Source organism: Clostridium lundense DSM 17049 (genome assembly GCF_000619945.1).
GTDB lineage: Bacteria > Bacillota > Clostridia > Clostridiales > Clostridiaceae > Clostridium_AO > Clostridium_AO lundense.
Window position 1 is genome coordinate 112011 of the sequence record NZ_JHVC01000002.1, and the last position, 23466, is coordinate 135476.

At 31.3% G+C, this 23466-nt stretch carries 26 protein-coding genes, 4 tRNA genes and 1 riboswitch; of the genes, 28 read left to right on the top strand and 2 right to left on the bottom strand.

The window, feature by feature from the left end; translation table 11 throughout:
- The first annotated feature begins 26 nt into the window (after positions 1-26).
- The 23 genes from T514_RS0104315 to mreB all read left to right on the top strand — a co-directional run bounded on the left by T514_RS0104315 (position 27) and on the right by mreB (position 19885).
- Positions 27-1079, top strand: a complete 1053-nt coding sequence (locus tag T514_RS0104315) for an L-threonylcarbamoyladenylate synthase (protein ID WP_027623665.1) — start codon at positions 27-29, stop codon at positions 1077-1079.
- A gap of 88 nt (positions 1080-1167) precedes the next feature.
- Positions 1168-1623 (top strand): low molecular weight protein arginine phosphatase, encoded by a 456-nt coding sequence (locus T514_RS0104320; RefSeq protein ID WP_027623666.1) that lies wholly within the window; start codon positions 1168-1170, stop codon positions 1621-1623.
- 68 nt (positions 1624-1691) lie between these two features.
- Positions 1692-2141: a ribose 5-phosphate isomerase B gene (gene rpiB, locus T514_RS0104325; protein ID WP_027623667.1), complete on the top strand. Its 450-nt coding sequence runs from the start codon at positions 1692-1694 to the stop codon at positions 2139-2141.
- 17 nt (positions 2142-2158) lie between these two features.
- The gene (gene upp / locus T514_RS0104330; protein WP_027623668.1) at positions 2159-2788 is read left to right on the top strand and encodes a uracil phosphoribosyltransferase; all 630 of its coding nucleotides are present in this window, start codon (positions 2159-2161) and stop codon (positions 2786-2788) included.
- 128 nt (positions 2789-2916) lie between these two features.
- Positions 2917-3405: a deoxycytidylate deaminase gene (locus T514_RS0104335; RefSeq protein ID WP_027623669.1), complete on the top strand. Its 489-nt coding sequence runs from the start codon at positions 2917-2919 to the stop codon at positions 3403-3405.
- 14 nt (positions 3406-3419) lie between these two features.
- Positions 3420-4454 (top strand): glycosyltransferase family 4 protein, encoded by a 1035-nt coding sequence (locus tag T514_RS0104340; protein WP_027623670.1) that lies wholly within the window; start codon positions 3420-3422, stop codon positions 4452-4454.
- 33 nt (positions 4455-4487) lie between these two features.
- On the top strand, positions 4488-5642 hold the full coding sequence (gene wecB, locus T514_RS0104345) for a non-hydrolyzing UDP-N-acetylglucosamine 2-epimerase (RefSeq protein WP_027623671.1): 1155 nt from the start codon (positions 4488-4490) through the stop codon (positions 5640-5642).
- A 130-nt stretch (positions 5643-5772) separates the two neighbouring features.
- Positions 5773-6951 carry an acetyl-CoA C-acetyltransferase gene (locus T514_RS0104350; RefSeq protein ID WP_027623672.1) on the top strand — a complete coding sequence of 393 codons (1179 nt, stop codon included), beginning with the start codon at positions 5773-5775 and terminating at the stop codon, positions 6949-6951.
- A gap of 633 nt (positions 6952-7584) precedes the next feature.
- Positions 7585-7947 (top strand): ATP synthase subunit I, encoded by a 363-nt coding sequence (locus T514_RS0104355; protein ID WP_027623673.1) that lies wholly within the window; start codon positions 7585-7587, stop codon positions 7945-7947.
- 18 nt (positions 7948-7965) lie between these two features.
- Positions 7966-8646: a F0F1 ATP synthase subunit A gene (locus T514_RS0104360; protein WP_027623674.1), complete on the top strand. Its 681-nt coding sequence runs from the start codon at positions 7966-7968 to the stop codon at positions 8644-8646.
- A gap of 31 nt (positions 8647-8677) precedes the next feature.
- On the top strand, positions 8678-8932 hold the full coding sequence (gene atpE, locus T514_RS0104365) for an ATP synthase F0 subunit C (RefSeq protein WP_027623675.1): 255 nt from the start codon (positions 8678-8680) through the stop codon (positions 8930-8932).
- Positions 8933-8973: 41 nt separating this feature from the next.
- Positions 8974-9450 carry a F0F1 ATP synthase subunit B gene (locus T514_RS0104370; RefSeq protein ID WP_034868158.1) on the top strand — a complete coding sequence of 159 codons (477 nt, stop codon included), beginning with the start codon at positions 8974-8976 and terminating at the stop codon, positions 9448-9450.
- 2 nt (positions 9451-9452) lie between these two features.
- Positions 9453-9992: a F0F1 ATP synthase subunit delta gene (locus tag T514_RS0104375; RefSeq protein ID WP_027623677.1), complete on the top strand. Its 540-nt coding sequence runs from the start codon at positions 9453-9455 to the stop codon at positions 9990-9992.
- Between the two features lie 10 nt (positions 9993-10002).
- Positions 10003-11505 carry a F0F1 ATP synthase subunit alpha gene (gene atpA / locus T514_RS0104380; protein WP_027623678.1) on the top strand — a complete coding sequence of 501 codons (1503 nt, stop codon included), beginning with the start codon at positions 10003-10005 and terminating at the stop codon, positions 11503-11505.
- Positions 11506-11535: 30 nt separating this feature from the next.
- Positions 11536-12387: an ATP synthase F1 subunit gamma gene (atpG, locus tag T514_RS0104385; RefSeq protein ID WP_027623679.1), complete on the top strand. Its 852-nt coding sequence runs from the start codon at positions 11536-11538 to the stop codon at positions 12385-12387.
- An 18-nt stretch (positions 12388-12405) separates the two neighbouring features.
- Positions 12406-13803: a F0F1 ATP synthase subunit beta gene (gene atpD / locus T514_RS0104390; protein ID WP_027623680.1), complete on the top strand. Its 1398-nt coding sequence runs from the start codon at positions 12406-12408 to the stop codon at positions 13801-13803.
- A 14-nt stretch (positions 13804-13817) separates the two neighbouring features.
- Positions 13818-14087 carry a F0F1 ATP synthase subunit epsilon gene (locus T514_RS23785; RefSeq protein ID WP_051541777.1) on the top strand — a complete coding sequence of 90 codons (270 nt, stop codon included), beginning with the start codon at positions 13818-13820 and terminating at the stop codon, positions 14085-14087.
- Positions 14088-14399: 312 nt separating this feature from the next.
- Complete coding sequence (locus T514_RS0104400) at positions 14400-15089, top strand: YwmB family TATA-box binding protein (RefSeq protein ID WP_027623681.1); 690 nt, start codon at positions 14400-14402, stop codon at positions 15087-15089.
- Between the two features lie 23 nt (positions 15090-15112).
- Complete coding sequence (gene murA / locus T514_RS0104405) at positions 15113-16372, top strand: UDP-N-acetylglucosamine 1-carboxyvinyltransferase (protein WP_027623682.1); 1260 nt, start codon at positions 15113-15115, stop codon at positions 16370-16372.
- 79 nt (positions 16373-16451) lie between these two features.
- Positions 16452-17504, top strand: coding sequence for a stage II sporulation protein D (gene spoIID / locus T514_RS0104410; RefSeq protein ID WP_156939795.1), 1053 nt, complete (start codon positions 16452-16454; stop codon positions 17502-17504).
- A 158-nt stretch (positions 17505-17662) separates the two neighbouring features.
- Entirely contained in the window at positions 17663-18397 is a 735-nt protein-coding gene (locus tag T514_RS0104415; protein WP_027623684.1) for a M23 family metallopeptidase, read from the top strand.
- A gap of 107 nt (positions 18398-18504) precedes the next feature.
- The gene (spoIIID, locus tag T514_RS0104420; protein ID WP_027623685.1) at positions 18505-18759 is read left to right on the top strand and encodes a sporulation transcriptional regulator SpoIIID; all 255 of its coding nucleotides are present in this window, start codon (positions 18505-18507) and stop codon (positions 18757-18759) included.
- A gap of 94 nt (positions 18760-18853) precedes the next feature.
- The gene (gene mreB, locus T514_RS0104425) at positions 18854-19885 is read left to right on the top strand and encodes a rod shape-determining protein (protein ID WP_027623686.1); all 1032 of its coding nucleotides are present in this window, start codon (positions 18854-18856) and stop codon (positions 19883-19885) included.
- 67 nt (positions 19886-19952) lie between these two features.
- Here mreB and yyaC read toward each other — a convergent pair whose 3' ends face one another.
- Positions 19953-20486 carry a spore protease YyaC gene (yyaC, locus tag T514_RS0104430; RefSeq protein WP_027623687.1) on the bottom strand — a complete coding sequence of 178 codons (534 nt, stop codon included), beginning with the start codon at positions 20484-20486 and terminating at the stop codon, positions 19953-19955.
- A 63-nt stretch (positions 20487-20549) separates the two neighbouring features.
- On the bottom strand, positions 20550-21269 hold the full coding sequence (locus T514_RS0104435; RefSeq protein WP_027623688.1) for a tRNA 2-thiocytidine biosynthesis TtcA family protein: 720 nt from the start codon (positions 21267-21269) through the stop codon (positions 20550-20552).
- Positions 21270-21532: 263 nt separating this feature from the next.
- Here T514_RS0104435 and T514_RS0104440 point away from each other — a divergent pair.
- The 5 genes from T514_RS0104440 (at position 21533) to metK (ending at position 23374) form a co-directional block, all read left to right on the top strand.
- Positions 21533-21608 (top strand) — tRNA-Thr (locus T514_RS0104440).
- Between the two features lie 5 nt (positions 21609-21613).
- A tRNA-Tyr gene (locus T514_RS0104445) sits at positions 21614-21699 on the top strand.
- A gap of 21 nt (positions 21700-21720) precedes the next feature.
- A tRNA-Thr gene (locus T514_RS0104450) sits at positions 21721-21796 on the top strand.
- Positions 21797-21801: 5 nt separating this feature from the next.
- Positions 21802-21887 (top strand) — tRNA-Tyr (locus T514_RS0104455).
- 135 nt (positions 21888-22022) lie between these two features.
- Positions 22023-22124: riboswitch (SAM riboswitch) on the top strand.
- A 74-nt stretch (positions 22125-22198) separates the two neighbouring features.
- Positions 22199-23374 (top strand): methionine adenosyltransferase, encoded by a 1176-nt coding sequence (metK, locus tag T514_RS0104460; RefSeq protein WP_027623689.1) that lies wholly within the window; start codon positions 22199-22201, stop codon positions 23372-23374.
- Positions 23375-23466 lie beyond the last annotated feature (92 nt).

Consider the following 23466-nt stretch of genomic DNA (forward strand, 5'->3'; position numbering starts at 1 on the left):
TATGATATTTAAAAGGAGATGTAATTTTGAATACAAAAGTTGTGAAGATGGATGAACATAATTTAGATAAAGGATCATTAATAGAGTGTGGAAAAATACTTAGGGAAGGTGGACTTGTAGTCTTTCCTACAGAAACTGTATATGGATTAGGAGCAAATGCTTTAAATGCAGAAGCGGTAAAAAAGATATTTGAAGCTAAGGGAAGGCCTCAGGACAATCCGTTGATAGTTCATGTATGTGATATAGAGTCAATAAAACCTTTAGTTAAGGAAATACCCGAGATAGCATGCAAATTGATGGGAAAATTTTGGCCAGGACCAATGACTATAATATTACCTAAATCTGATTTGATACCAGAGGAAACTAGCGCAGGGCTTGATAGTGTAGGTATTAGAATGCCTTCAAACTTAATTGCTAGAGAATTAATTAGAGTTTCAGAAGTACCCATAGCAGCTCCATCGGCAAACATATCTGGAAGACCAAGCCCTACAGATTTAGAAAGATGTATGGAGGATTTAATGGGGAAGGTAGACTACATTATAGGAGGAGAAAAATGCGATGTAGGAGTGGAATCAACAGTAATAGATTGCACAATATATCCTCCATGTGTTTTAAGGCCAGGTGGTATTACTTTAGAAATGTTTAGAGAAGTAGATGATAAAATATATATAGATCCAGCTATAATGAAGAAACCAGATAAGGATTTTAAACCTAAGGCTCCAGGAATGAAATATAGGCATTATGCCCCAAAAGCTCCAGTTAAAATTGTTCAGGGAGAATTAAATAAAACAGTAGAAAAAATTAACGAAATAATAAAAGAGTGTGTTAGCGAAAACAAGATAGTTGGTGTAATGGCCACAGATGAAACAGCTAATTATTATAAAAATGCAGTAATTATATCATTAGGAAGTAGAAAAAATTTAAATACAATTGCTCAAAATTTATTTGGAACTTTAAGAAGCTTTGATGATAAAAAAGTGGATATTATACTTTCTGAATCTTTTGAGGAAGAGGGTATAGGTATAGCTATTATGAATAGATTAAAAAAATCTGCAGGTTTTGATATTATAAAAGCATAGCATTTTTCTAAAATTTATAGTTGACATATAAACTCTTGTAAGTTAAAATGTTTAACTGATAGTTGTTAAAGTTATTTTGGAGGTAGCTATGAAGATATTATTTGTTTGCACAGGAAATACATGTAGAAGTTGCATGGCAGAAGCTATTTTTAATAGTGTAAAAGAAGAAGATTCAGTTATGGTATCTTCAGCAGGAATAGCTATTTTCCCTAATAGTAAAACATCTTTAAATTCAGCTTTAGTAGTAAAGAAAAATTTAAATATAGATATAAGTGAAAGATATGCTGTTCAATTGACAAAAGAATTGTTAGTTGAAAATGATTTAATTCTTACTATGACATATAATATAAAAGAATCATTAGTAGGTAAATTCCCCGAATTTGGTAATAAAATTTTTTCATTAAATGAGTATGTCGGCATCAAAGGAGACGTTTTGGATCCTTATGGCGATACAGTTATCGTTTATGAAAATACTTTCAAACAGTTAAAAGATGGTATTTTATTACTATTAAATAAATTAAAAGAAGATAAAAGTATTCGTTAAGATACTCCTATCTTCTTTTTTTGTGGGTAAACTAGAATAAAGTATAATTATTATGGAGGTGTATTGTTTTGAGAATTGCATTAGGGAGTGACCATGCAGGATTACCATTAAAAAAAGAAGTAATAAAACATTTAGAAGGTAAAGGTATAGAAATTGAGGATTTTGGTACCCTTACAGAGGATTCATGTGATTATCCAGACTATGCTATTCAGGTAGCAGAGGAAGTAGCAGGAAAAAAATTTGATTTTGGTATATTAGTATGTGGTACAGGTATAGGTATTAGTATTGCTGCAAATAAGGTTCCAGGAATAAGAGCTGCTCTTTGTGGAGATACTTTTAGTGCTCATGCGTGTAGAGAACATAATGATGCCAATATATTAGCCTTAGGACAGAGAATAGTAGGTGTAGGGCTAGCTTTAGATATAGTAGATGCATTCCTATCAGCCAAATATGAAGGTGGAAGACATCAGAAAAGAGTAGATAAAATTTCAGCTATAGAAAAGAAATATAATAAATAATTTTAGGGGGAAATAATATGAGTAAAGTAACACAAATAGCACATCCATTAATATTACATAAGTTAGCATTGATAAGAGATAAAAATACAGGTTCAAAAGATTTCAGAGAATTAGTAGAAGAAGTTGCAATGCTTATGGCATATGAAGTAACTAGAGATCTTCAACTTCACGAAGTAGAAATTCAGACTCCAATATGTACCACTAAGTGTAAGATGTTAGCTGGTAAGAAAGTTGCTATAGTTCCTATATTAAGAGCAGGACTTGGTATGGTAGATGGTATGTTAAAGTTAATACCTGCTGCTAAAGTTGGACATATAGGCTTATACAGAGATGAAAAAACTTTAAAGCCAGTAGAATATTTCTGTAAGCTTCCACAAGATATAGGAGAAAGGGATGTTATTGTCACAGACCCAATGCTTGCAACTGGTGGTTCAGCAGCAGATGCTATTACATTATTAAAGAAAAGAGGAGCAAAGAATATAAGACTTATGTGCTTAATATCAGCTCCTGAAGGAATTCAGGCGGTGATGGATGCTCACCCTGATGTAGATATATATGTAGGTTCAATTGATGAAAAATTAGATGAAAATGGTTATATAGTGCCAGGTCTTGGAGATGCTGGAGATAGATTGTTTGGTACTAAATAGATAAAAGTCGGCTTAAGGCCGACTTTTAATTTTTAGCTCTTGTACTTTTAATTATTGGATTTTTAGTATAGAATAGTACGTAGTATGAAAAAAGTGAAGCGTACTTTTTATAAGTTGTTGGAGGAACTATGGAGAGAATAGATAAAAATAACTATTATTTAGATATATGCGAAACAGTTCTTGAAAGGGGAACTTGTTTGAGAAGAAATTTTGCAGCAATAATTGTAAAAAATGATGAGATAATGGCTACTGGGTATACAGGAGCTCCAAGAGGAAGAAAAAATTGTTCTGATATGGGGTATTGCAGAAGAGAGGAATTAAATGTACCAAGAGGCACTAGATACGAGTTGTGTAGGTCAGTTCATGCAGAACAAAATGCTATAATATCTGCAAGAAGACAGGATATGATAGGATCTACTATGTATTTAGTAGGAAAAGAACAAAGTACAGGAGAGTTAGTTAATAATGCATCCCCCTGTGCACTTTGTAAAAGGCTTATTATTAACGCAGGTATAGATAAGGTTGTTATAAGAGATACAAAAAAAGAATATAGGGTTATTCCAGTAATAGAATGGATAGAAAATGATGATTCACTTATTGGAGATGGATCTTATTAATGGAGAGATAAAGTATGGATAAGTTGATTTTTGTGGCACTATTTTCAACAGTATTTTCTTTTTTATTAACACCTTTAGTAAAAAGGTTTGCAATAAAGGTGAATGTAATAGATGTTCCTAAGGATGAAAGAAGGGTACATAAAAAACCAATACCCTTATTAGGAGGATTGGCAATATATATATCCTTTATAACTACTGTATTATTAAAAAAAGGCCCCTTAACAGGCTCAGAGAAAGGAATAATAATAGGTGCAACCATAATTACTATAGGAGGATTTCTTGATGACAAGTATGAATTAAGACCTATAGTAAAATTGATCTTTCAAATATTAGCAGCCATTAGTTTAATATTTTTTGGAGTTAAGATATCACTATTAACTAATCCTTTTCCAGGTGAAGCATCTTGGATAGATATAGGATGGTTTTCCGAGCCTTTAACTATACTTTGGGTAGTAGGAATAACAAATGCGATTAATTTAATTGATGGATTAGATGGGCTTGCTGCAGGAGTAGCACTAATATCTTGTCTTACTCTGCTTATAATTGCTGTGTTTAAAATAGATACTAGATTTGAAGCAGCTTTTTTAACTTGTGCCTTAAGTGGATCTATATTAGGATTTTTACCATATAACTTTAATCCTGCATCTATATTTATGGGGGATGTAGGAGCACAACTTTTGGGATTTTTACTAGCTTCCATATCTATAGAAGGAGCTATAAAATCTGCAGCAGCTTTTGCTATATCAGTACCTATTTTAGCATTAGGGTTGCCTATATATGATACACTTTTTGCAATGATAAGGAGGAAAATCAATGGTAAACCTATAATGGGAGCCGATAGAGGGCATTTACATCATAGGTTATTAGATATGGGATTAACACAAAGGCAAGCTGTTATAATAATGTATCTAATAAGTGCTATCTTGGGTAGTTTTGCTATATTAGCTATGCAGATAAGCAGTCAAAGTTCTTACTTCTTGTTAGCTGTGATAATGATAATTTTAGTATTAGCAGCTTGGAAGTGTGGCTTTTTTAAACATAGAGAATAGCGGATATTGACTATGAATTTTGGAGGTAAATCGATGGAAAAGATTAAAATTATTACTATTTTTGGTACGAGACCTGAGGCTATTAAAATGGCTCCATTGGTAAAGGAATTGGAAGGTAGGAAAGAAATAGATAATAAAGTTTGTGTAACAGCCCAGCATAGAGAAATGTTAGATCAGGTATTAAATCTTTTTAATATTACTCCTGACTTTGATTTAAATATAATGAAGAATAAGCAAAGCCTTACAGGAATAACAACAAAGGTACTAGAAGGACTAAAGGAAGTTTTTGAAAAAGAAAAGCCTAATTTAATACTAGTGCACGGAGATACTACTACAACATTTGCTGGAGCTTTAGCAGCATTTTATCAAAAGATAAAGGTAGGTCATGTTGAAGCTGGATTAAGAACTCACAATAAACACTTTCCATTTCCTGAAGAAATGAATAGGAAACTTACAGGAGCTATTGCGGACCTGCATTTTGCTCCAACAATGGGATCAAAAACAAATTTATTAAAAGAAGGAATAAGTGAAGAAGGCATATTTATAACTGGTAATACAGTAATAGATGCTATGAAATTTACTGTAGATGATGATTATAGATTTGAAAATGAAGAGTTAAATTCTATAGATTATAAAAATAAAAAAGTTATTATGGTAACTGCTCATAGAAGAGAAAACTGGGGCGAAGGTATAAAAAACATATGTATAGCTTTAAAAAATATAGTGCAAAATAATAAGGATGTGGAATTAGTATATCTGGTTCATTTAAATCCTATAGTTAAGGATGTAGTATATAAACATTTAGGAAATGAAGAAAGAGTACATCTTCTTTCTCCCCTAGATACTAAGGAAACTCATAATTTAATGAATAAATGTTTCATGGTAATGACAGATTCAGGAGGGCTACAAGAAGAGGCACCACATCTTGGAAAACCTGTTCTTGTATTAAGAGATGTGACGGAAAGACCAGAAGCAGTAAATGCAGGTACGGTAAAACTTGTTGGAACTAATGTAAATCACATTTTAAAAGAGGCTGATCTATTAATAAATGATCCAGAAGAATATGAAAATATGAAGAGAGCTATAAATCCTTATGGGGATGGCGGTGCTTCAAGTAGAATAGTAGATGCTATATTATTTTATTATGGTTTTATAGAAGAAAGGCCTGAGGAATTTAAATTAATGTAAACATTGTGTTTTTTTTAACAAAATCTATTGATAAAAAATAAAAATATGGTTATAATTAAATTGTTGACAGAAAAATTTGTGAATTGTAGATTATAAATGTAAAAACATTGAATATTTAGGAGGGTTATTAATGAAAGAAGTTGTTATTGCAAGTGCAGTTAGAACTGCCGTTGGTTCATTCGGTGGAGCATTGAAGGATGTTCCAGCAGTTGAATTAGGTGCTACTGTTATAAAGGAAGCTGTAAAAAGAGCTGGATTAAAGCCAGAAGATGTACAGGAAGTTATAATGGGTAATGTTCTTCAAGCAGGACTTGGACAAAATCCAGCAAGACAGGCAGTTATAAAAGCAGGTCTTCCAGAAGAAGTTCCAGCATTTACAATAAATAAAGTTTGTGGATCAGGATTAAGAGCTGTAAGTTTAGCATGTCAGATGATAAAAGCTGGAGATGCTGATGTAATAATAGCTGGTGGTATGGAAAACATGTCAAGAGCTCCATATGTATTAAATAATGCTAGATGGGGACAGAGAATGGGAAATGGCCAAATGGTTGATGAAATGATAAACGATGGTTTATGGGATGCATTCAATCAGTACCACATGGGAATAACTGCAGAAAACATAGCTGAAAAATGGGGCTTAACAAGAGAAATGCAGGATGAATTTTCAGCAGATTCTCAGAATAAAGCTGAAGCAGCTGTAAAATCAGGAAGATTTAAGGATGAAATAGTTCCAGTTGTTATTCCTCAGAGAAAGGGAGATCCAAAAGTAGTTGATACAGATGAGTTCCCAAGATTTGGAACAACTAAGGAAGCATTAGCTAAATTAAAACCAGCATTTAAGAAAGACGGAACAGTTACAGCTGGTAATGCTTCAGGTATCAATGATGGTGCTGCTGCATTAGTTATAATGAGTGCTGAAAAAGCTAAAGAATTAGGAATAAAGCCATTAGCTAAAATAGTTTCCTATGGATCAGCAGGATTAGATCCAGCTATAATGGGATATGGACCATTCCATGCAACAAAAGTTGCTTTAGAAAAAGTTAACTTAAATGTAGAAGACTTAGACTTAATCGAAGCAAACGAAGCTTTCGCAGCTCAGAGTTTAGCAGTTGCTAAAGACCTTAACTTTGATATGTCAAAAGTTAACGTAAATGGTGGAGCTATAGCTTTAGGACACCCAATAGGAGCTTCAGGAGCTAGAATATTAACAACTCTTCTTTATGAAATGGAAAAGAGAGATGCTAAAAAAGGTTTAGCTACACTTTGTATAGGTGGCGGAATGGGAACAGCTATTATCGTTGAAAGATAATTATAAATAATTTTATAAGAATCAGGAGATTTATCTCCTGATTTTTTTTATTTGTATTTAAATATTATTTTGTTTTAATAGATACTATGTTTATATAGTAGAATGCAATAAAAAATATAAAATACAATCATAGTGAGTTTTAAATAATAGTTAACCTACTTTATCGTGATTATAAAGTATTTCTTTAGAATATATACGATAATTAGCTTGTATTTCTAATAATTATTTAAATTAATAATTTGTTAACAAATAAATATCACACTAAATTGCAATAATGCAATAGAAATACGTTCAATTTTCTGAAAATTAAGAATAGATTATGAGATGATAATAATAGGAGGAAAACAAAGATAGAGGAATATTACTTAATAATTAATAGTGCTATATGGAAATTGAGGAACATGTTAATGATAGTTAAATAATTAATAAATTGAATAACGTAATATTATGTTCAATTTATATTAATAATAAAGCAAGATATAGAAAGCTATGTAAAAAAAACAAGGTATAAATTTGATTAAATAAAGGAAAATAGTAATAAAGAAAGAAATTTAAAGATTTTTGAAATTTGTATAAAAAAATGTCGAATATATAATATATATTATAACTAATAAGTCACTGGAGTGAGCAAATTTGGTAGAAGAACTTATAATAATGTTGAAAAAAGTATTATTTTATGATTTTTTAATATTAGGAATAATGTTTATAATAACATATTCACTATTTCATAATTGGTATATATATATATTACTTGGGATTATGGTAGCTGCCGTTAATTTTGTTTTAAATAGTGTTTTTACAAACTATATTGTATCTAGTAAAAGTCATGGACATAAAGTATATATGCCTATTAGCTCACTTATTAGGATAGTGTTTGTATGTGTAATAGCTATGTTACTTTATAATTACAATGAAGTTAGCATTATACCTTTTTTAATAGGATATAGCTTACATTTTTTAGCTATTATAATATACTCTTTAACTATCAGAAATTAAAAGAAGAGGGGGGATACAGTGGAAACTGCAGAACCAATATTTGTATTAAATTTTTTAGGACTAAATTTTAAAGTTACTTCTAGTATATTGATTCAATGGGCAATAATAATAATAGTTGGAGTTTTATCTTTTATTTTTACAAGAAACCTTAAAAACATTCCAGATAAAAAGCAAAGTATATTGGAGATATTTGTGGAAACTGTAACCAAATTAGTTAAGGAAAATATGGGAGAAGATTATATGAATTTTGTTCCTTTTATAGGAACTATGATTATATATCTATTATTGATGAACTTGGTTGGACTAATTGGACTTGTGCCACCTACATCGGAATATAGCATAAATTTGGGCATAGCAGCAATATCATTTTTCGTGGTACAGGCATATGCAATAAAGAAAGTAGGATTAATCCATTATTTCACAGCATATGGAAAGCCGTATTTGTTTATGTTACCACTAAATATTATTGAAAGAATTATGTTGCCGATATCTTTAAGTCTTAGATTATTTGGTAATATGACTGCTGCAGTTGTAATAATGGAACTTATATATAAAGCATTAGGAGGAGTAAGTTGGTTTGCACAATTAGTAGTACCAATACCACTTCATATATATTTTGATGTGTTTGATGGAACTATACAAATGATTATATTTGTAATGCTCACTATGATTAATATAAAAATAATAGGAGAACATTAATAATTTTAAGGAGGAATTTATTATGAATACTATTGATCCAAAAGCATTTGTAGCAGGTATGGCAGCTGTAGGAGCAGGACTTGCAGCTATAGGTTGTATAGGAGCTGGTATAGGAACAGGTAATGCTACAGGAAAAGCAGTTGAAGGTATCTCAAGACAGCCTGAGGCTAATGGTAAAATTATGAGTGCATTAGTTATAGGTAGTGCCTTTTCAGAAGCTACAGCTATTTATGCAGCATTAATTGGATTACTTTTAATATTTAAGGTGATTTCAAAGTTAATTTAATTGTTATAATAAATTAAGTCTGAAAGGAGGCCTTAAGCTTAATGATAGATATCTCACAATCTATAGCTACTATAATAAATTTTATTTTACTATTAGGGGTAGTAACCTATTTTTTAATTAAGCCTGTACAAAGAATATTAAGTACAAGGCAACAGGATATAAATAATAGAATAAAGAAAGCTAAAGATGATGAAGAAAAGGCTGAAGCTTTGAAGAATGAAAATACTAAGCTATTAAGAGAGTCTAAAGAAAAGGGAAGAACTCTAATAGAAGAATATAAAGTAAAGGCCGAAAAAGTTTCAAATGAAATAATAAGGGATGCTAAGAAAGAAGCCTCTTTAATTGAAGAAAGATCAAGAAATGAAATAAGACTTGAGAGAGAAAAGGCTACAGAGGAAATGAAAAAACAAATTATTGATTTATCACTTTTGATGAGTGCTAAGGCATTGGAAGAAACTATAGATGAAGAAAAACATAGGGAACTTATTAAGGAGTTTATTACTAAGGTAGGTATATAACTATGTATGAGTATTTGGATAGAAGATATTCCCTTGCGTTATATGAAGTTGCAGAAAAAAAAGGCAAGGTAGAAGAATATAGAAAAACTTTAAAAGAAGTTACACAGGTAATAGATAGTAATAATGAACTTATTCAACTTATTAAACATCCACAAATTAGTACTTCTAAAAAGAAAAAGGTATTTATTGAAATTTTTAAGGGCAAAATAGATGAGGAATTATTGTCCTTTTTATTAATTTTAATAGAAAAGGGCAGAATACTGCATCTTAAAGAAAAGCAGATAGAGCTTGAAAAAATATATTTTGAAAAACACAATATGCTGTTTGTAAATGTTAGAACAGTAATACCATTAGATCAAGAGGATAGAAAAAATCTAAAGAATAATTTATCTAAAAAGTATAATAAAGAAATAGTATTAAAAGAAGAAATTGATCCAAGTATTATTGGAGGAGTTTACATAAGAGTTGGAGACGATGTAATTGATGGAACAATTAAATCCAAGTTAAATGAAATGAAAAAATTAATGCTCAGAACAGAATAGAGGTGATACTATGAATATAAATCCTGAAGAAATTACATCAATCATAAAGAAAGAAATAGAAAGATATGAAAAAAAGATACAAACTGAGGATTCGGGTACAATCATACAAATAGGTGATGGAATAGCAAGGGTTTATGGACTTGATGATTGTATTGCGGGAGAATTATTAGAATTTCCTAATGAAGTATATGGAATGGCTTTAAACTTAGAGCAAGATAATGTAGGATGCGTGCTATTTGGTGCTGAGGAAGGATTAAAAGAAGGAGATATAGTAAAAAGAACAGGCAGAGTTGTAGAAGTGCCTGTTGGAGAAGAGCTTATAGGAAGGGTAGTAAACTCTTTAGGAAGAGCTATAGATGGAAAAGGATCAATAAAAACTTCTGAAAAAAGACCAGTAGAAGTTCAAGCGCCTGGAGTTATATATAGACAATCTGTAAAAGAACCTTTGCAAACAGGAATTAAAGCTATAGATTCTATGATACCTATAGGAAAAGGTCAAAGGGAGTTAATAATAGGAGATAGACAAACAGGAAAAACAGCTTTAGCCATAGACGCTATATTAAACCAAAAGGGTAAAGATGTTATATGTATATATGTGGCAATTGGCCAAAAACAATCAACTGTGGCTCATATAGTTAATGATTTAAGTGAGATGGGAGCTATGGATTATACAATAGTAGTATCTTCCACAGCTTCAGAAACAGCACCGCTTCAATTCCTTGCACCATACTCTGGATGTAGTATGGGTGAGTATTTTATGAACAAAGGCAAGGATGTATTGATAGTTTATGATGATTTGTCAAAGCATGCAGTTGCTTATAGAACTATGTCTTTACTTTTAAGGAGACCACCAGGAAGAGAAGCTTATCCAGGAGATGTCTTCTATTTACATTCTAGACTTTTAGAGAGAGCTGCTAAACTTTCAGATAAACTAGGAGGAGGATCTCTTACAGCTATTCCCATTATAGAGACTTTAGCAGGAGATGTAACAGCTTATATTCCTACTAATGTTATATCCATAACAGATGGCCAAATATTCTTAGATGCTGATTTGTTTTATGCAGGAGTAAGACCAGCTGTAAATGCAGGTATTTCTGTATCAAGAGTTGGGGGAAATGCACAAATTAAAGCTATGAAACAAGTAGCAGGAACTCTTAGATTAGAGCTTGCTCAATATAGGGAATTAGCTTCTTTTGCACAATTCGGATCAGATCTTGATAAGGAATCTAAAAAAAGATTAGAAAAGGGAAAAAGATTAGTACAGATATTGCAGCAGAAACAATATGAGCCAATGCCTGTGGAGAAACAAGTAATGATACTTTATGCAGGTGTTAATAATTATTTGATGGATGTTCCTATAGAGAATATAGGAAGATTTGAAAAAGAATTTTTAGATTATATGGATATCCATCATGGAGATATTGGAAAACAAATATTAGAAGAAAAGCAACTATCTGATGAAATAAAACAAAAACTTAATTCAGCTATAGAAGATTTTAAAAAATATTTTTAAGTCAGTGATATGTTGTTTTAGGAGGGAAGCATGGCAGCTGTAGGGCTTATTGAAATAAGAAGAAGGATGAAATCAGTAACTAACACTCAAAAAATCACAAAGGCTATGGGAATTGTTGCTACATCCAAGCTAAAAAAAGTTAGAGTAAAGCTAGAAGGAAATAAAGCTTATAATGATCATTTTGAGGATGTTAAGAATCACATTGTAAACTCTTTAGAGGGCAATAATTTATATACAAAAAAAACTGGGGAAGGAAAAACGCTTTATTTAGTTATAACTTCAAATTTAGGGCTTTGTGGTGGATATAATATAAATGTAGTAAATGAAGCGATAAAAGCACTAACCGATAATAAGGAAAATTCTATATTAATGGTGGTTGGTCGTAAAGGTAAATCTTATTTTAATAAATTTAGAATTCCAATAGAAAAAGAATTTTTAAATATAGATGATGACCCTAAGTTAGAGAATATAAAAGATATAAGCAATTTAATACTTAATTTATATAAAGATAAAACTATAAATTCTGTATATATAGTATATACAAGATTTGTATCTACAGTTAAGCAAGAAGTAGAAACAAAGAAAATACTTCCTCTCCAAATAAGTGATAATGTTGATTTAAAATATAATTTTGAATTTGAAATTAGCCCTAATATGATGCTGGAGCAAATGGTAGAACCTTATATAAATCAAAAAATCTTAAATTATTTATTAAATTCTAAGGTGTCAGAGCAAGCAGCTAGAATGACCGCAATGGATGGGGCTAGCAAGAATGCAAAGGATATACTTGATAAATTGAATACTCAATATAACAGAATAAGGCAAAGTGCTATTACTGAAGAAATATCTGAAATTATTGGAGGAGCTGAAGCTCAAAAGTAATTTGCCAGGAGGTGTAATATGTCAGGAAATGTAGGGAAAGTAATACAAGTAATTGGTGCAGTTATAGATATAAAGTTTGATTCTGAATATCTTCCTAATATATTTAATGCAATAGAGATAGACTTAGATGGTAGAAAGATAATAGCTGAAGTAGAACAACATATAGGAGACGATGTAGTAAGAACTATAGCCATGGAATCTACAGATGGTTTAAAAAGAGGAATAGATGCTGTAGATACAGGAAAACCTATATCAGTACCAGTTGGAGAAAATGTATTAGGAAGATTATTTAATGTATTGGGAAAGCCAATTGATGAATGCGGTGAAGTGGATGGAACTACATATTATCCAATACATAGAAAGGCACCTACTTTTGAAGAACAATCGGTAGAACCAGAGATGTTTGAAACGGGTATTAAGGTTATAGATTTATTGGCACCTTATGAAAAAGGCGGTAAAATAGGACTTTTTGGAGGCGCTGGAGTTGGAAAGACAGTTCTTATACAAGAGCTTATAAATAATATTGCTAAACAGCATGGTGGATTATCAGTGTTTACAGGAGTAGGTGAAAGAACAAGAGAAGGTAATGATCTTTATAATGAAATGAAGGAATCTGGTGTTATTGATAAAACTGCTTTGGTATTTGGACAAATGAATGAACCACCTGGAGCGAGAATGAGAGTGGCATTAACAGGACTTACTATGTCAGAATATTTTAGAGACAAAGGTCAAGATGTTCTTTTGTTTATAGATAATATATTTAGATTTACTCAAGCAGGTTCAGAAGTATCAGCTTTACTTGGTAGAATACCAAGTGCAGTAGGTTATCAGCCAACTCTTGCTACAGAAATGGGAGCTTTACAAGAAAGAATAACTTCTACTATCCACGGGTCAATTACTTCAGTGCAGGCTGTATATGTACCTGCGGATGATTTAACAGACCCAGCTCCAGCTACAACTTTTACGCACTTGGATGCAACTACCGTTTTATCAAGATCTATAGTAGAGCTAGGAATTTACCCAGCAGTAGATCCTTTGGAATCAACATCTAGAATATTAGATCCTAGAATAGTTGGTGAAGAACATTACAAAGTAGCTACAGAAGTAAAACATGTTTTAGAAAGATATAAAGAATTACAAGATATAATAGCAATTTTAGGAATAGACGAACTTTCAGAAGAAGATAAAGCAGTGGTAGCTAGGGCAAGAAGAATTCAAAGATTTTTATCACAACCTTTCACAGTAGCAGAACAATTTACTGGAATGCAGGGTAAGTATGTTCCGGTTAAGGAGACTGTAAGGGGATTTAAAGAGATATTAGAAGGAAAGTATGATGACATTCCAGAAGCTGCATTTTTATTTTCTGGAACCATAGATGAAGTAGTGGAAAAAGGTAAAGCCATGATTAATAAATAAGGGAAAGATGATATATGAATAATAGCATTAAGCTTATAGTAAGTACTCCTTTTAAACAATATTATAATTTAGATATAAGGAAACTTATTACTGAAAGTGTAGTTGGAAAAATAGAAATACTTCCAATGCATTCAGATCTAATAACTCCACTAAAATCTACATTAACCGAGTTTGAAGATATAAATGGTAAAAGATATAAATTTCACAATTCTACAGGGTTAATGAAAGTAACTAATGATGAAGTAAAAATAATATGCGAATATATTGAAGACTCTATATCTTAGGATATAGGGTCTTTATTTATTTGATGACTAGCTGATCTTTACTGCCATCTTCTTCAAATTGGGAGTAAAAACTTTCTCTAAATCAAGAACACTGTTTACATGTTTAACTTTCTGGAATTATATATTAAAGAGTATAAAAAACGCAATAAATATAATTTGTAACACTTTTTTATAGAAATTATATATTAGTAGTATATTTAGTGAATAAATATTTTGTATATGTCTATAATTTAATTTGAAAAGATAATTTGGTAAATTATGTATCTTTTTATATTAAGTTATGGGGGGGAAGCTATTTAAAATAGCGAATATATGAAGAGAAAAGGTTTATTAATTTTAGTTATAGTTTTTTTATCTGGTACTTTGTTTTTATTTGCAGGTAATTCTAAAACTGTGAAGAATGAGGATGTTTTTAATTGTATACTTAAAGATACCAATGGTAAGGTAGTTGAGTATGGTTTAACAACTAATTTTTATAGTAAAGAAGATGGAAATAAAGTTTGTAAAGAAATATTAAAAAAACTAAAAGTTTCTCAAGATCATTATAGGAACACGATTAAAAACGGAAAAATATATTGTATAGAATTTAAGGACAATAACCTAGAAGGATATGTACAAAGTACAAAATATGATAATTATAATGTAGTTACAATAAACGTAAAGGAAAAAAATAAAATAAATGAATTAAATAGACTAGAAGAACAATTTACAGAAATAATAAATAATAAAGATATTAAATTTTTTAAATACGTAAAAGCACAAATAGATGGAGAAGATCTTCAAAAAACAAATAAAAAAATAATTGCTTTGTTGAAAAACGCTAGAGGAGAGAATATTGAAACCATCAAATTAGATAAAGGATATAGTACTACTGCATATACAAAGAAATATAACCCAATAAATGTTAATGGAAAACCAATTGATTTTAATTATGCTTTATGTAGATATCATTCAGGTAATTATATAATAATGGGAACACCGGAGATACTTATTTCTTATTAGCAATTTATATATGGAGGATAAGAATGGATAAGATCATAGTAAAAGGTGGTAATACTCTAAGTGGAGAAGTAAAAATTAGTTCTGCTAAGAATTCAGTATTACCTATTATTGCCGCTAGTATATTAAGCGGGGACAAATGTATTATAGAGAATGCGCCTATGCTAGAGGATGTTTTTGTTATAAGTGATGTTTTGAGATCTGTATCAGCGGATATAGATATAGATAAAAATAGCAATAAAGTTATTATAGATACATCTGATATCTGTGACTGTGAGCCTTGTAGTGAGTTAGTGAAAAAGTTAAGAGCTTCTTTTTTGATAATGGGACCTATGATTTCACGGTTTGGCAAATTTAGGATATCGCTACCAGGAGGATGTAACATTGGAACAAGACCTATAGAATTGCATTTAAAGGGTCTTAATGCTCTTGGAGCAGAGGTAAGTGTGGGACATGGTTACGTAGAAGCTAGAGCTAGAAAATTGATAGGAAATAAAATATATTTAGACTTTCCATCTGTGGGGGCTACAGAAAATATAATGATGGCAGCAGTTATGGCACAAGGAGAAACAGTAATTGAAAATGCAGCAGAAGAACCTGAGATAGAGGATTTAGCGGAGTTTCTAAATAGTATGGGTGCAAATGTTACAGGTGCGGGTACAGATACTATTAGAATAGTAGGAGTTAAAAAACTAAAGGGTACTGTTCATAAACCGATATATGACAGAATAGAAGCTGGGACTTTTATGGTGGCCGCAGCGATTACTAGAAGCAAAATTAAAATAGTGGGAATTAATGAAGACCATATGAAACCCATTATAGCTAAGCTTACAGAAATGGGAGTATCAATAGAAGTCCAAGGACAAAGTCTTGTAGTTGATGGTACAGGTGTACTTAAGCCAATTGATATTAAAACTATGCCCTATCCAGGATTCCCTACAGATATGCAAGCTCAAATGATGGGTCTATTATCTTTGGTAAAGGGAACAAGTATTATAACAGAGACAATATTTGAGAATAGATTTATGCATGCACCTGAAATGAAAAGAATGGGTGCTAATATAAAAATTGATGGAAGAAGTGCAATAATTGAAGGAGCAGATCGACTTACTGGATGTGAAGTTAAATCCACAGATTTAAGAGCGGGGGCGGCATTAATATTGTGTGGATTATCAGCAGTTGGATCCACAGAAGTAACAGATGTTTATCATATAGATAGAGGTTATGTAAACATTGAGAGGAAACTTCAAGGATTAGGTGCTAATATATATAGAAAGTGCATTTAAATATTAAGTAATAAGTGAAAAATTTTTCTCATATAGTTAATAATAAGATACTTTAGATTAAAATAAAGGAGAAAACTATATGAGAAAAAATGATATGTTTTTTTATTTAAGTAGATTTTTAATAACTGTTTTAATTAGTATTACATTTATAACCTTAATTTCTTTTATTATCCTAAGACCAGTGTCTGGCACAAAAGAAAATATAACTAAGCTGGACAAGTCTGAAATAAAATCTAAAAATATTCCCAATGTACCTATTAAAAATCACGAAAAAAATATTAAAGTAAAAGTGTATATTTCTCAGAAAAGGACTGTAGAAGAGATGGATCTAGAAGAATATATAAAAGGAGTAATAGCAGCAGAGATGCCTGTAGAGTTTAATATAGAAGCTTTAAAAGCACAAGCAGTAGCTGCAAGAACCTATGCCCTAGCACATATAGAATCTGAGGGTGGAAAAAGGTGTAGCAATGTTTTGAATGCTGATTTGTGCAATACAACCCATTGTCAAGTATTTATGCATAAAGATGAGAGGATGAAAGATTGGCCTAAAAGTAAAGGAGAAGCTTATTGGAGGAAAATAGAGGATAGTGTTAAAGAAACAAGATCTGAGGTAATAACATATGGCGGAAAAGTGATAAAAGAACCTTATTATTTTGCAGTAAGTAGTGGAAATACAGAAAATGCATCAGAAGTATTTTCTGAATCTATTCCATATTTAAAGAGTGTGAAAAGTCCTGGTGAAGAAAGTGCACAAAAGTATAAAACATCTATAAGTTATTCTAACAATAGTTTAACTAATATAATAAATGGTTATTATCCTAAATCAATTCCTTCATCTAATAGTTTAAAATCCAATATAAAAATAAAGAGTAGAACTGAGGCTGGTAGTGTAAAGGAATTACAATTAGGCAAAACTACAGTTTCAGGAGTTAAATTTAGAAGTATGTTGGGATTGAACTCTACTAATTTTTCTATTGTATTTAATAAGAATAGTGTAGATATAGTATGCAAAGGCTATGGTCATGGTGTAGGAATGAGTCAATGGGGAGCTAATGCTATGGCAAAGAGTAACAAAAATTATAAAGAAATACTGGGCCATTATTATCAAGGAACTAAGGTGGAAAAGTTGTAATTACCCCAATATTTGATAAAGGGAGCATATACTTTAATGTATGTGCTTCCTTTTTTGTCAAAATATATATAAAAAAAATGAAATAAAAAGAAAAAAATTTAAATAAAAAATGTATTTTTTACTAACGTCTGGACAAACTACAAAAAGGAGGTGTTGATATGGATAATAAAAATTCAAACAAGTTTTCAAACTTTATAAAGAAGGAGGGTTTTTATGTAATACTGTTTCTTTGTTTATGCATTTTAGCTGCAGTAGCTGTTATAACTACAAAAAATAATAAGCAGGCTAGAAAACAACTTCCATCTCAACAACCAAGTGTTGTTCAAAATGAAAGTGGTAAGGAAGTAGCAAAAGGAACAGAGCAAACTTATCCTGATTATGATAATGCTCTTCAAGTAAAGAATGAAGAAAAAAAGGAAAATGCTAATAATCAGGTTCAAAAAAATGAAAATAAGACTGCTCAGGTAGCTAAAAATGTTGAGACAAAGTTTATTAAACCTGTGCAAGGAATATTAGCAAGAGGATATTCAGAAGAACCTGTATTTTGGAAATCTACTAATAGCTACAGGCCTAATTTTGGAGTAGATATTAAATGTGAAGTTGGTAAGCCAGTAGTTGCAGTTACGGATGGAAAAGTAGAAAGCATTGAAACTGATGGGATAGATGGTATTCAAGTTACAATCAATCATCAGAATGGTTTGAAAACAATATACTCAAATTTGGATTCCAAATTGGCTGTGAAGAAAGGTGAAATGGTTAAAACAGGATCAAAGTTAGGTTGTGTAGGTAAAACTACAGTAAGAGCTTCCTATGAAACTTATGGGGATCATTTACACTTTGCAGTTTTAAAAAATGGAGAATTTATAAATCCATCTAAGTATATAAAGTATTAACAATGAGCCATTTTCCGAGGTTTATATCGGAAAATGGCTAACCAAATGTAATTTAAATATAGGGCATGGCATATTTATAAATATAGAAGGGTTAAGGAGGTAGCAGGTTGAAAGACTACATTGAAGAAAGAGTTCTTGAAGTTGCAAATTATATTATAAGTTCTAAAGCTACGATTAGAAAAACAGCCAAGGTATTTGGAGTTAGTAAAAGTACTATTCATAAAGATATGACGGAAAGGTTACCTAAAATAAATCCTCAAATTGCAAGGGAAGCAAAAAATATACTTGATTACAATAAATCTGAAAGGCATATAAGAGGTGGAAAAGCAACCAAAATGAAGTACAAGGCTATTGAAGGATAGATACATTCCTATTATAATTAAATTATATTGTAATAAGAAATTAAATAATCTTATTAGATAAAGAATAACGAAAGAGTAGGTGGGAATAATAGGAATGTTTTTTAATGTTGGAACTGATATGGGAATAGATTTAGGGACAGCTACTGTATTAGTATTTATTAAGGGTAAAGGTGTTGTTTTAAAGGAGCCTTCAGTAGTAGCTATAGATAAGAGTAAAAACAAAGTGTTAGCTGTTGGAGAAGAAGCTAGACAAATGATAGGAAGAACTCCAGGGAACATTATTGCTACTCGTCCGTTAAAGGATGGAGTTATTTCAGATTATGATTTAACAGAAAAGATGTTAAAGTATTTTATAACAAGAGTTTGTGGAAAAAGGAAAATGGTTTCACCTAGAGTAGTAGTGTGTATACCATGTGAAGCAACAGGAGTAGAGAAAAGAGCAGTAATTGATGCAGCTAAAAATGCAGGAGCTAAAAAGGTATTTTTAATTGAAGAACCTTTAGCGGCAGCTATAGGATCAGGGCTTGATATAACAAGAGCTAGTGGAAGCATGGTTATAGACATAGGAGGAGGAACTACTGATATTGCTATTATATCTTTAGGAGGAATAGTAGTCAGATCTTCCATAAAAATTGCAGGAGATAAGTTTGATGAAGCTATAATAAGATATATAAGAAAAAAACATAAGTTAATGATTGGAGAAAGAACTGCAGAAGATTTAAAAATGAATATAGGTTCAGCATATAAAAGAGAAGAAGAAGTAACTATGGAAATAAGAGGAAGAGATTTAATTACAGGACTTCCCAAAAATATATCAGTATCCTCGGAAGAAATGAGAGAAGCTTTAAGCGAGACTGTAAATGCTATTGCAGAATGTACACATTCAGTTTTAGAAAAAACTCCACCTGAATTGGCAGCTGATATAGCTGATAAGGGTATAGTAATGACAGGAGGCGGTGCCCTCTTATATGGACTTGATAAGTTAATACAGGATGTAACAAAAGTTCCTGTACACATATCAGAAGAGGCTGTTTCCTGTGTAGCTATAGGTACAGGTAAAGTCTTAGATTATTTAGACAAGTTAGATGTAACCTTTAGCGGTGACGATATTAGTTTAATTGATTAGTGTTTTTACTAATTTGGTTATTAAAAGCAAAGGCTTTATCCTTTGCTTTTAAATTTATTTATAATCTTTAATTAGTTGAATTTAAAAAGTTTAAATTATAAGCATATAAAAGGGAGTCTGTTATTACCTTAGAGATATTCAATACTAAATCTAATCTTATTGTGTTATTAGTGAATATATTATTTTCTGTAGAATCTACAATTCCTATTATGGAGGCCTTTCCAACGTGTGGAAGTGTTTTTCCAACCCCTTTGCCGGGATGAATAGAATAATCTCTAGCATGAATTTCTCCAATATTATCAGTATCACCAAGACAGGCATCTATACCTATCATATTTGATGTAGGATAAGCAAGTTTAATTTCTTGCAACTTTTTATCAATATTTAAAGCGTGTATAGGCTCCGATATTGTTCCGAACACTGGAAGAGAGAAGTTTTTTTCTTTTAATAAGGTTCCTACTAAAGGGCCAAGGCAATCGCCTATGCATCTATCTGTACCTATACATACTACTATAGTATTCACATCTAGATAATCTTTTATAAAATAAGCGAGTTTATAATAGGATAAAGGATCTTTAAAATGTGCTTTAACTTTATTCAATAGCTACACCTCCTTAATTATTTATATGAAGCATAGCTGTTGAATATTAAAGTTATTTATGAACTAATATTTTGACTTATCCCATATACTTAATTGTTCCACATTCATTAAAGCCTTTAAAAGATGATCTTTTAAATCGGGAATTTCTTTTTCCAATGAATAGGTCAAGTCCTTTACAAATTGTCGTTTAGTATATCCATTAGCAGGACAAGGGTTTGTTATTATAGGGAAATTATGTTTTTTTGCTAAGCTTTTTATGTCTAATTCATCTATATATACCATCGGTCTTATTACAGTTATTTCTTTTCTGTCTAGGTAGGTTTTGGGTGAAAAGCTACTTATTCTACTTTCATAAAACATAGACATAAGTAATGTTTCTATAGCATCATTTTTATGATGACCTAATGCAACCTTAGTACATCCAAGTTGTTTAGCATTATCATTTAGTATTCCTCTTCTTAAGTTAGCACAAAGAGCACAGGGATTTTTTTCTTTTCGTATATCAAATACGATTTCTTTTATATCAGATTTTACTATATAAAAAGGTACATTTAAATCTTTGCAAAGAATCTCCATAGGTGAAAAATCTACCCCAGTGCCAGGATCTATTGTTATAGCTATTAAATCAAATGGTTCAGGAGAAAATATTCTATATCTGCTTAATAGATGTAATAATGTTATGCTATCTTTACCACCAGATAATCCTATAGCTATTTTATCGCCAGATTGTATTAATTTAAAATCAGCTACTGCTCTTCTTAATTTGCTTAAAAGTTTTTGCATATATATCCCCTCATTTTATAAAAATATAGTATATAAAAAGAATTATAATATAAGAGGCTATATAAATAAAGAAGAAATATTTTATAAATGTAATTTAAATAAATTAAAATCATACAAGTATTTAAAATAGAGAAAAAGTTAGAAAAATGGAGTAATGTCCACAAGATTTGCGATAAAGGGCAGTATTTATGTTTGAAATTTATTTCATATGATTGTATACTAATCCTTGTCAACGCACGAAAGTTGAAAAAACAACTTAATATGCTGGTATAGCTCAGCAGGTAGAGCAACTGACTTGTAATCAGTAGGTCCCGGGTTCGATTCCTGGTGCCAGCACCATATGTGGAGGAATTCCCGAGCGGCCAAAGGGGGCAGACTGTAAATCTGTTGGCTATCGCCTTCGATGGTTCGAATCCATCTTCCTCCACCACATAACCTAACAACTTAATATGCTGGTATAGCTCAGCAGGTAGAGCAACTGACTTGTAATCAGTAGGTCCCGGGTTCGATTCCTGGTGCCAGCACCATACATGGAGGAATTCCCGAGCGGCCAAAGGGGGCAGACTGTAAATCTGTTGGCTATCGCCTTCGATGGTTCGAATCCATCTTCCTCCACCAAAAGACACTTTAATAGTGTCTTTTTTTCTATGTAGCCATTTGATAGTATACATAATTTTACATATTATTAATAATTTAATAATTGACATAAGCTTTATACTATGTTAACATTATAGAATAAAATAGTATAAAAAGCTCTTATCAAGAGAGGTGGAGGGAAAGGGCCCTATGAAACCCGGCAACCAGTACTTTGTACTACGGTGCCAATTCCTGCAGAAGATTTCTGCAAGATAAGAGGAATGGGAATAAATCACCTCTTCTTATTGAAGAGGTTTTATTTTTTGTAGGTTCATTGAAATGGAGGTAATAAAATGAGAAAATTATTTACATCAGAGTCAGTTACAGAAGGACATCCAGATAAAATTTGTGATCAGATTTCCGATGCAGTTTTAGATGCCATACTTGCACAGGATCCAAATGGTAGAGTAGCTTGTGAAACTACAGTAACTACTGGTATGGTATTAGTTGTGGGGGAAATTACAACTAATTGTTATGTAGATATTCCAAAAATTGTAAGACAGACAATAGAAGGAATAGGATATACAAGAGCTAAATATGGTTTTGACAGTGATACATGTGCTGTTTTAACTTCAATAAATGAGCAATCTCCTGATATAGCTATGGGAGTTAATGAAGCTTTAGAAGCTAAGCAAGGAGAAATGGATAAAGAGGATGCGATAGGTGCAGGAGACCAAGGTATGATGTTTGGTTTCGCAACTAACGAAACTCCTGAATATATGCCTATGCCAATAGCTATGGCTCATAAATTATCAAGAAAGTTATCAGAAGTTAGAAAGAATGGAACATTAGATTACTTAAGACCAGATGGGAAAACACAGGTTACAGTAGAATATGAAGATAATAAACCAGTAAGAATAGATACTATAGTAATATCAACTCAACATAGTCCTGAGGTTACTAGGGAGCAAATAGAGAAAGATTTAATTCAGTATGTTATAAGTGAAGTTGTACCAGCTGGATTATTAGACGAAAATACTAAGTATTATATAAATCCAACAGGTAGATTTGTTGTGGGAGGACCTCAAGGGGACGCAGGTTTAACTGGAAGAAAAATAATAGTTGATACTTATGGTGGATATGGAAGACACGGTGGTGGAGCATTCTCAGGAAAAGATCCAACAAAGGTTGATAGATCAGCAGCTTATGCAGCAAGATGGGTTGCTAAAAATTTAGTTGCTGCTGGAGTAGCAGATAAATTAGAGATTCAATTAGCTTATGCTATAGGAGTTGCTAAACCAGTTTCTATATCAGTTGATACTTTTGACACTGGAAAGATTAAAAATGATAAAATTGTTGAGATAGTGAATAAAGTATTTGATTTAAGACCAGCTGCTATAATTAAAAATCTTGATTTAAGAAGACCTATTTACAATCAAGTAGCATCCTATGGTCACTTTGGAAGAATAGACTTAGATCTTCCATGGGAGAGATTAGATAAAGTAGAAGAAATAAAAAAATATCTATAATATATATAAGCTAAGACGGTTACTACTAAAAGGTAGTAACCGTCTTAATTTTATTTATGGGATTTTTATTCATACACTAATACTGACATCCT

Bases quoted from the DNA above. Each gene is read 5' to 3' on its own strand.
- T514_RS0104320 (WP_027623666.1), top strand. From the start codon at position 1,168: ATGAAGATATTATTTGTTTGCACAGGAAATACATGTAGAAGTTGCATG.
- upp (WP_027623668.1), top strand. From the start codon at position 2,159: ATGAGTAAAGTAACACAAATAGCACATCCATTAATATTACATAAGTTA.
- T514_RS0104335 (WP_027623669.1), top strand. From the start codon at position 2,917: ATGGAGAGAATAGATAAAAATAACTATTATTTAGATATATGCGAAACA.
- T514_RS0104340 (WP_027623670.1), top strand. From the start codon at position 3,420: ATGGATAAGTTGATTTTTGTGGCACTATTTTCAACAGTATTTTCTTTT.
- wecB (WP_027623671.1), top strand. From the start codon at position 4,488: ATGGAAAAGATTAAAATTATTACTATTTTTGGTACGAGACCTGAGGCT.
- T514_RS0104350 (WP_027623672.1), top strand. From the start codon at position 5,773: ATGAAAGAAGTTGTTATTGCAAGTGCAGTTAGAACTGCCGTTGGTTCA.
- T514_RS0104370 (WP_034868158.1), top strand. From the start codon at position 8,974: ATGATAGATATCTCACAATCTATAGCTACTATAATAAATTTTATTTTA.
- T514_RS0104375 (WP_027623677.1), top strand. From the start codon at position 9,453: ATGTATGAGTATTTGGATAGAAGATATTCCCTTGCGTTATATGAAGTT.
- atpA (WP_027623678.1), top strand. From the start codon at position 10,003: ATGAATATAAATCCTGAAGAAATTACATCAATCATAAAGAAAGAAATA.
- atpG (WP_027623679.1), top strand. From the start codon at position 11,536: ATGGCAGCTGTAGGGCTTATTGAAATAAGAAGAAGGATGAAATCAGTA.
- atpD (WP_027623680.1), top strand. From the start codon at position 12,406: ATGTCAGGAAATGTAGGGAAAGTAATACAAGTAATTGGTGCAGTTATA.
- T514_RS23785 (WP_051541777.1), top strand. From the start codon at position 13,818: ATGAATAATAGCATTAAGCTTATAGTAAGTACTCCTTTTAAACAATAT.
- T514_RS0104400 (WP_027623681.1), top strand. From the start codon at position 14,400: ATGAAGAGAAAAGGTTTATTAATTTTAGTTATAGTTTTTTTATCTGGT.
- murA (WP_027623682.1), top strand. From the start codon at position 15,113: ATGGATAAGATCATAGTAAAAGGTGGTAATACTCTAAGTGGAGAAGTA.
- spoIID (WP_156939795.1), top strand. From the start codon at position 16,452: ATGAGAAAAAATGATATGTTTTTTTATTTAAGTAGATTTTTAATAACT.
- T514_RS0104415 (WP_027623684.1), top strand. From the start codon at position 17,663: ATGGATAATAAAAATTCAAACAAGTTTTCAAACTTTATAAAGAAGGAG.
- mreB (WP_027623686.1), top strand. From the start codon at position 18,854: ATGTTTTTTAATGTTGGAACTGATATGGGAATAGATTTAGGGACAGCT.
- T514_RS0104435 (WP_027623688.1), bottom strand. From the start codon at position 21,269: ATGCAAAAACTTTTAAGCAAATTAAGAAGAGCAGTAGCTGATTTTAAA.
- metK (WP_027623689.1), top strand. From the start codon at position 22,199: ATGAGAAAATTATTTACATCAGAGTCAGTTACAGAAGGACATCCAGAT.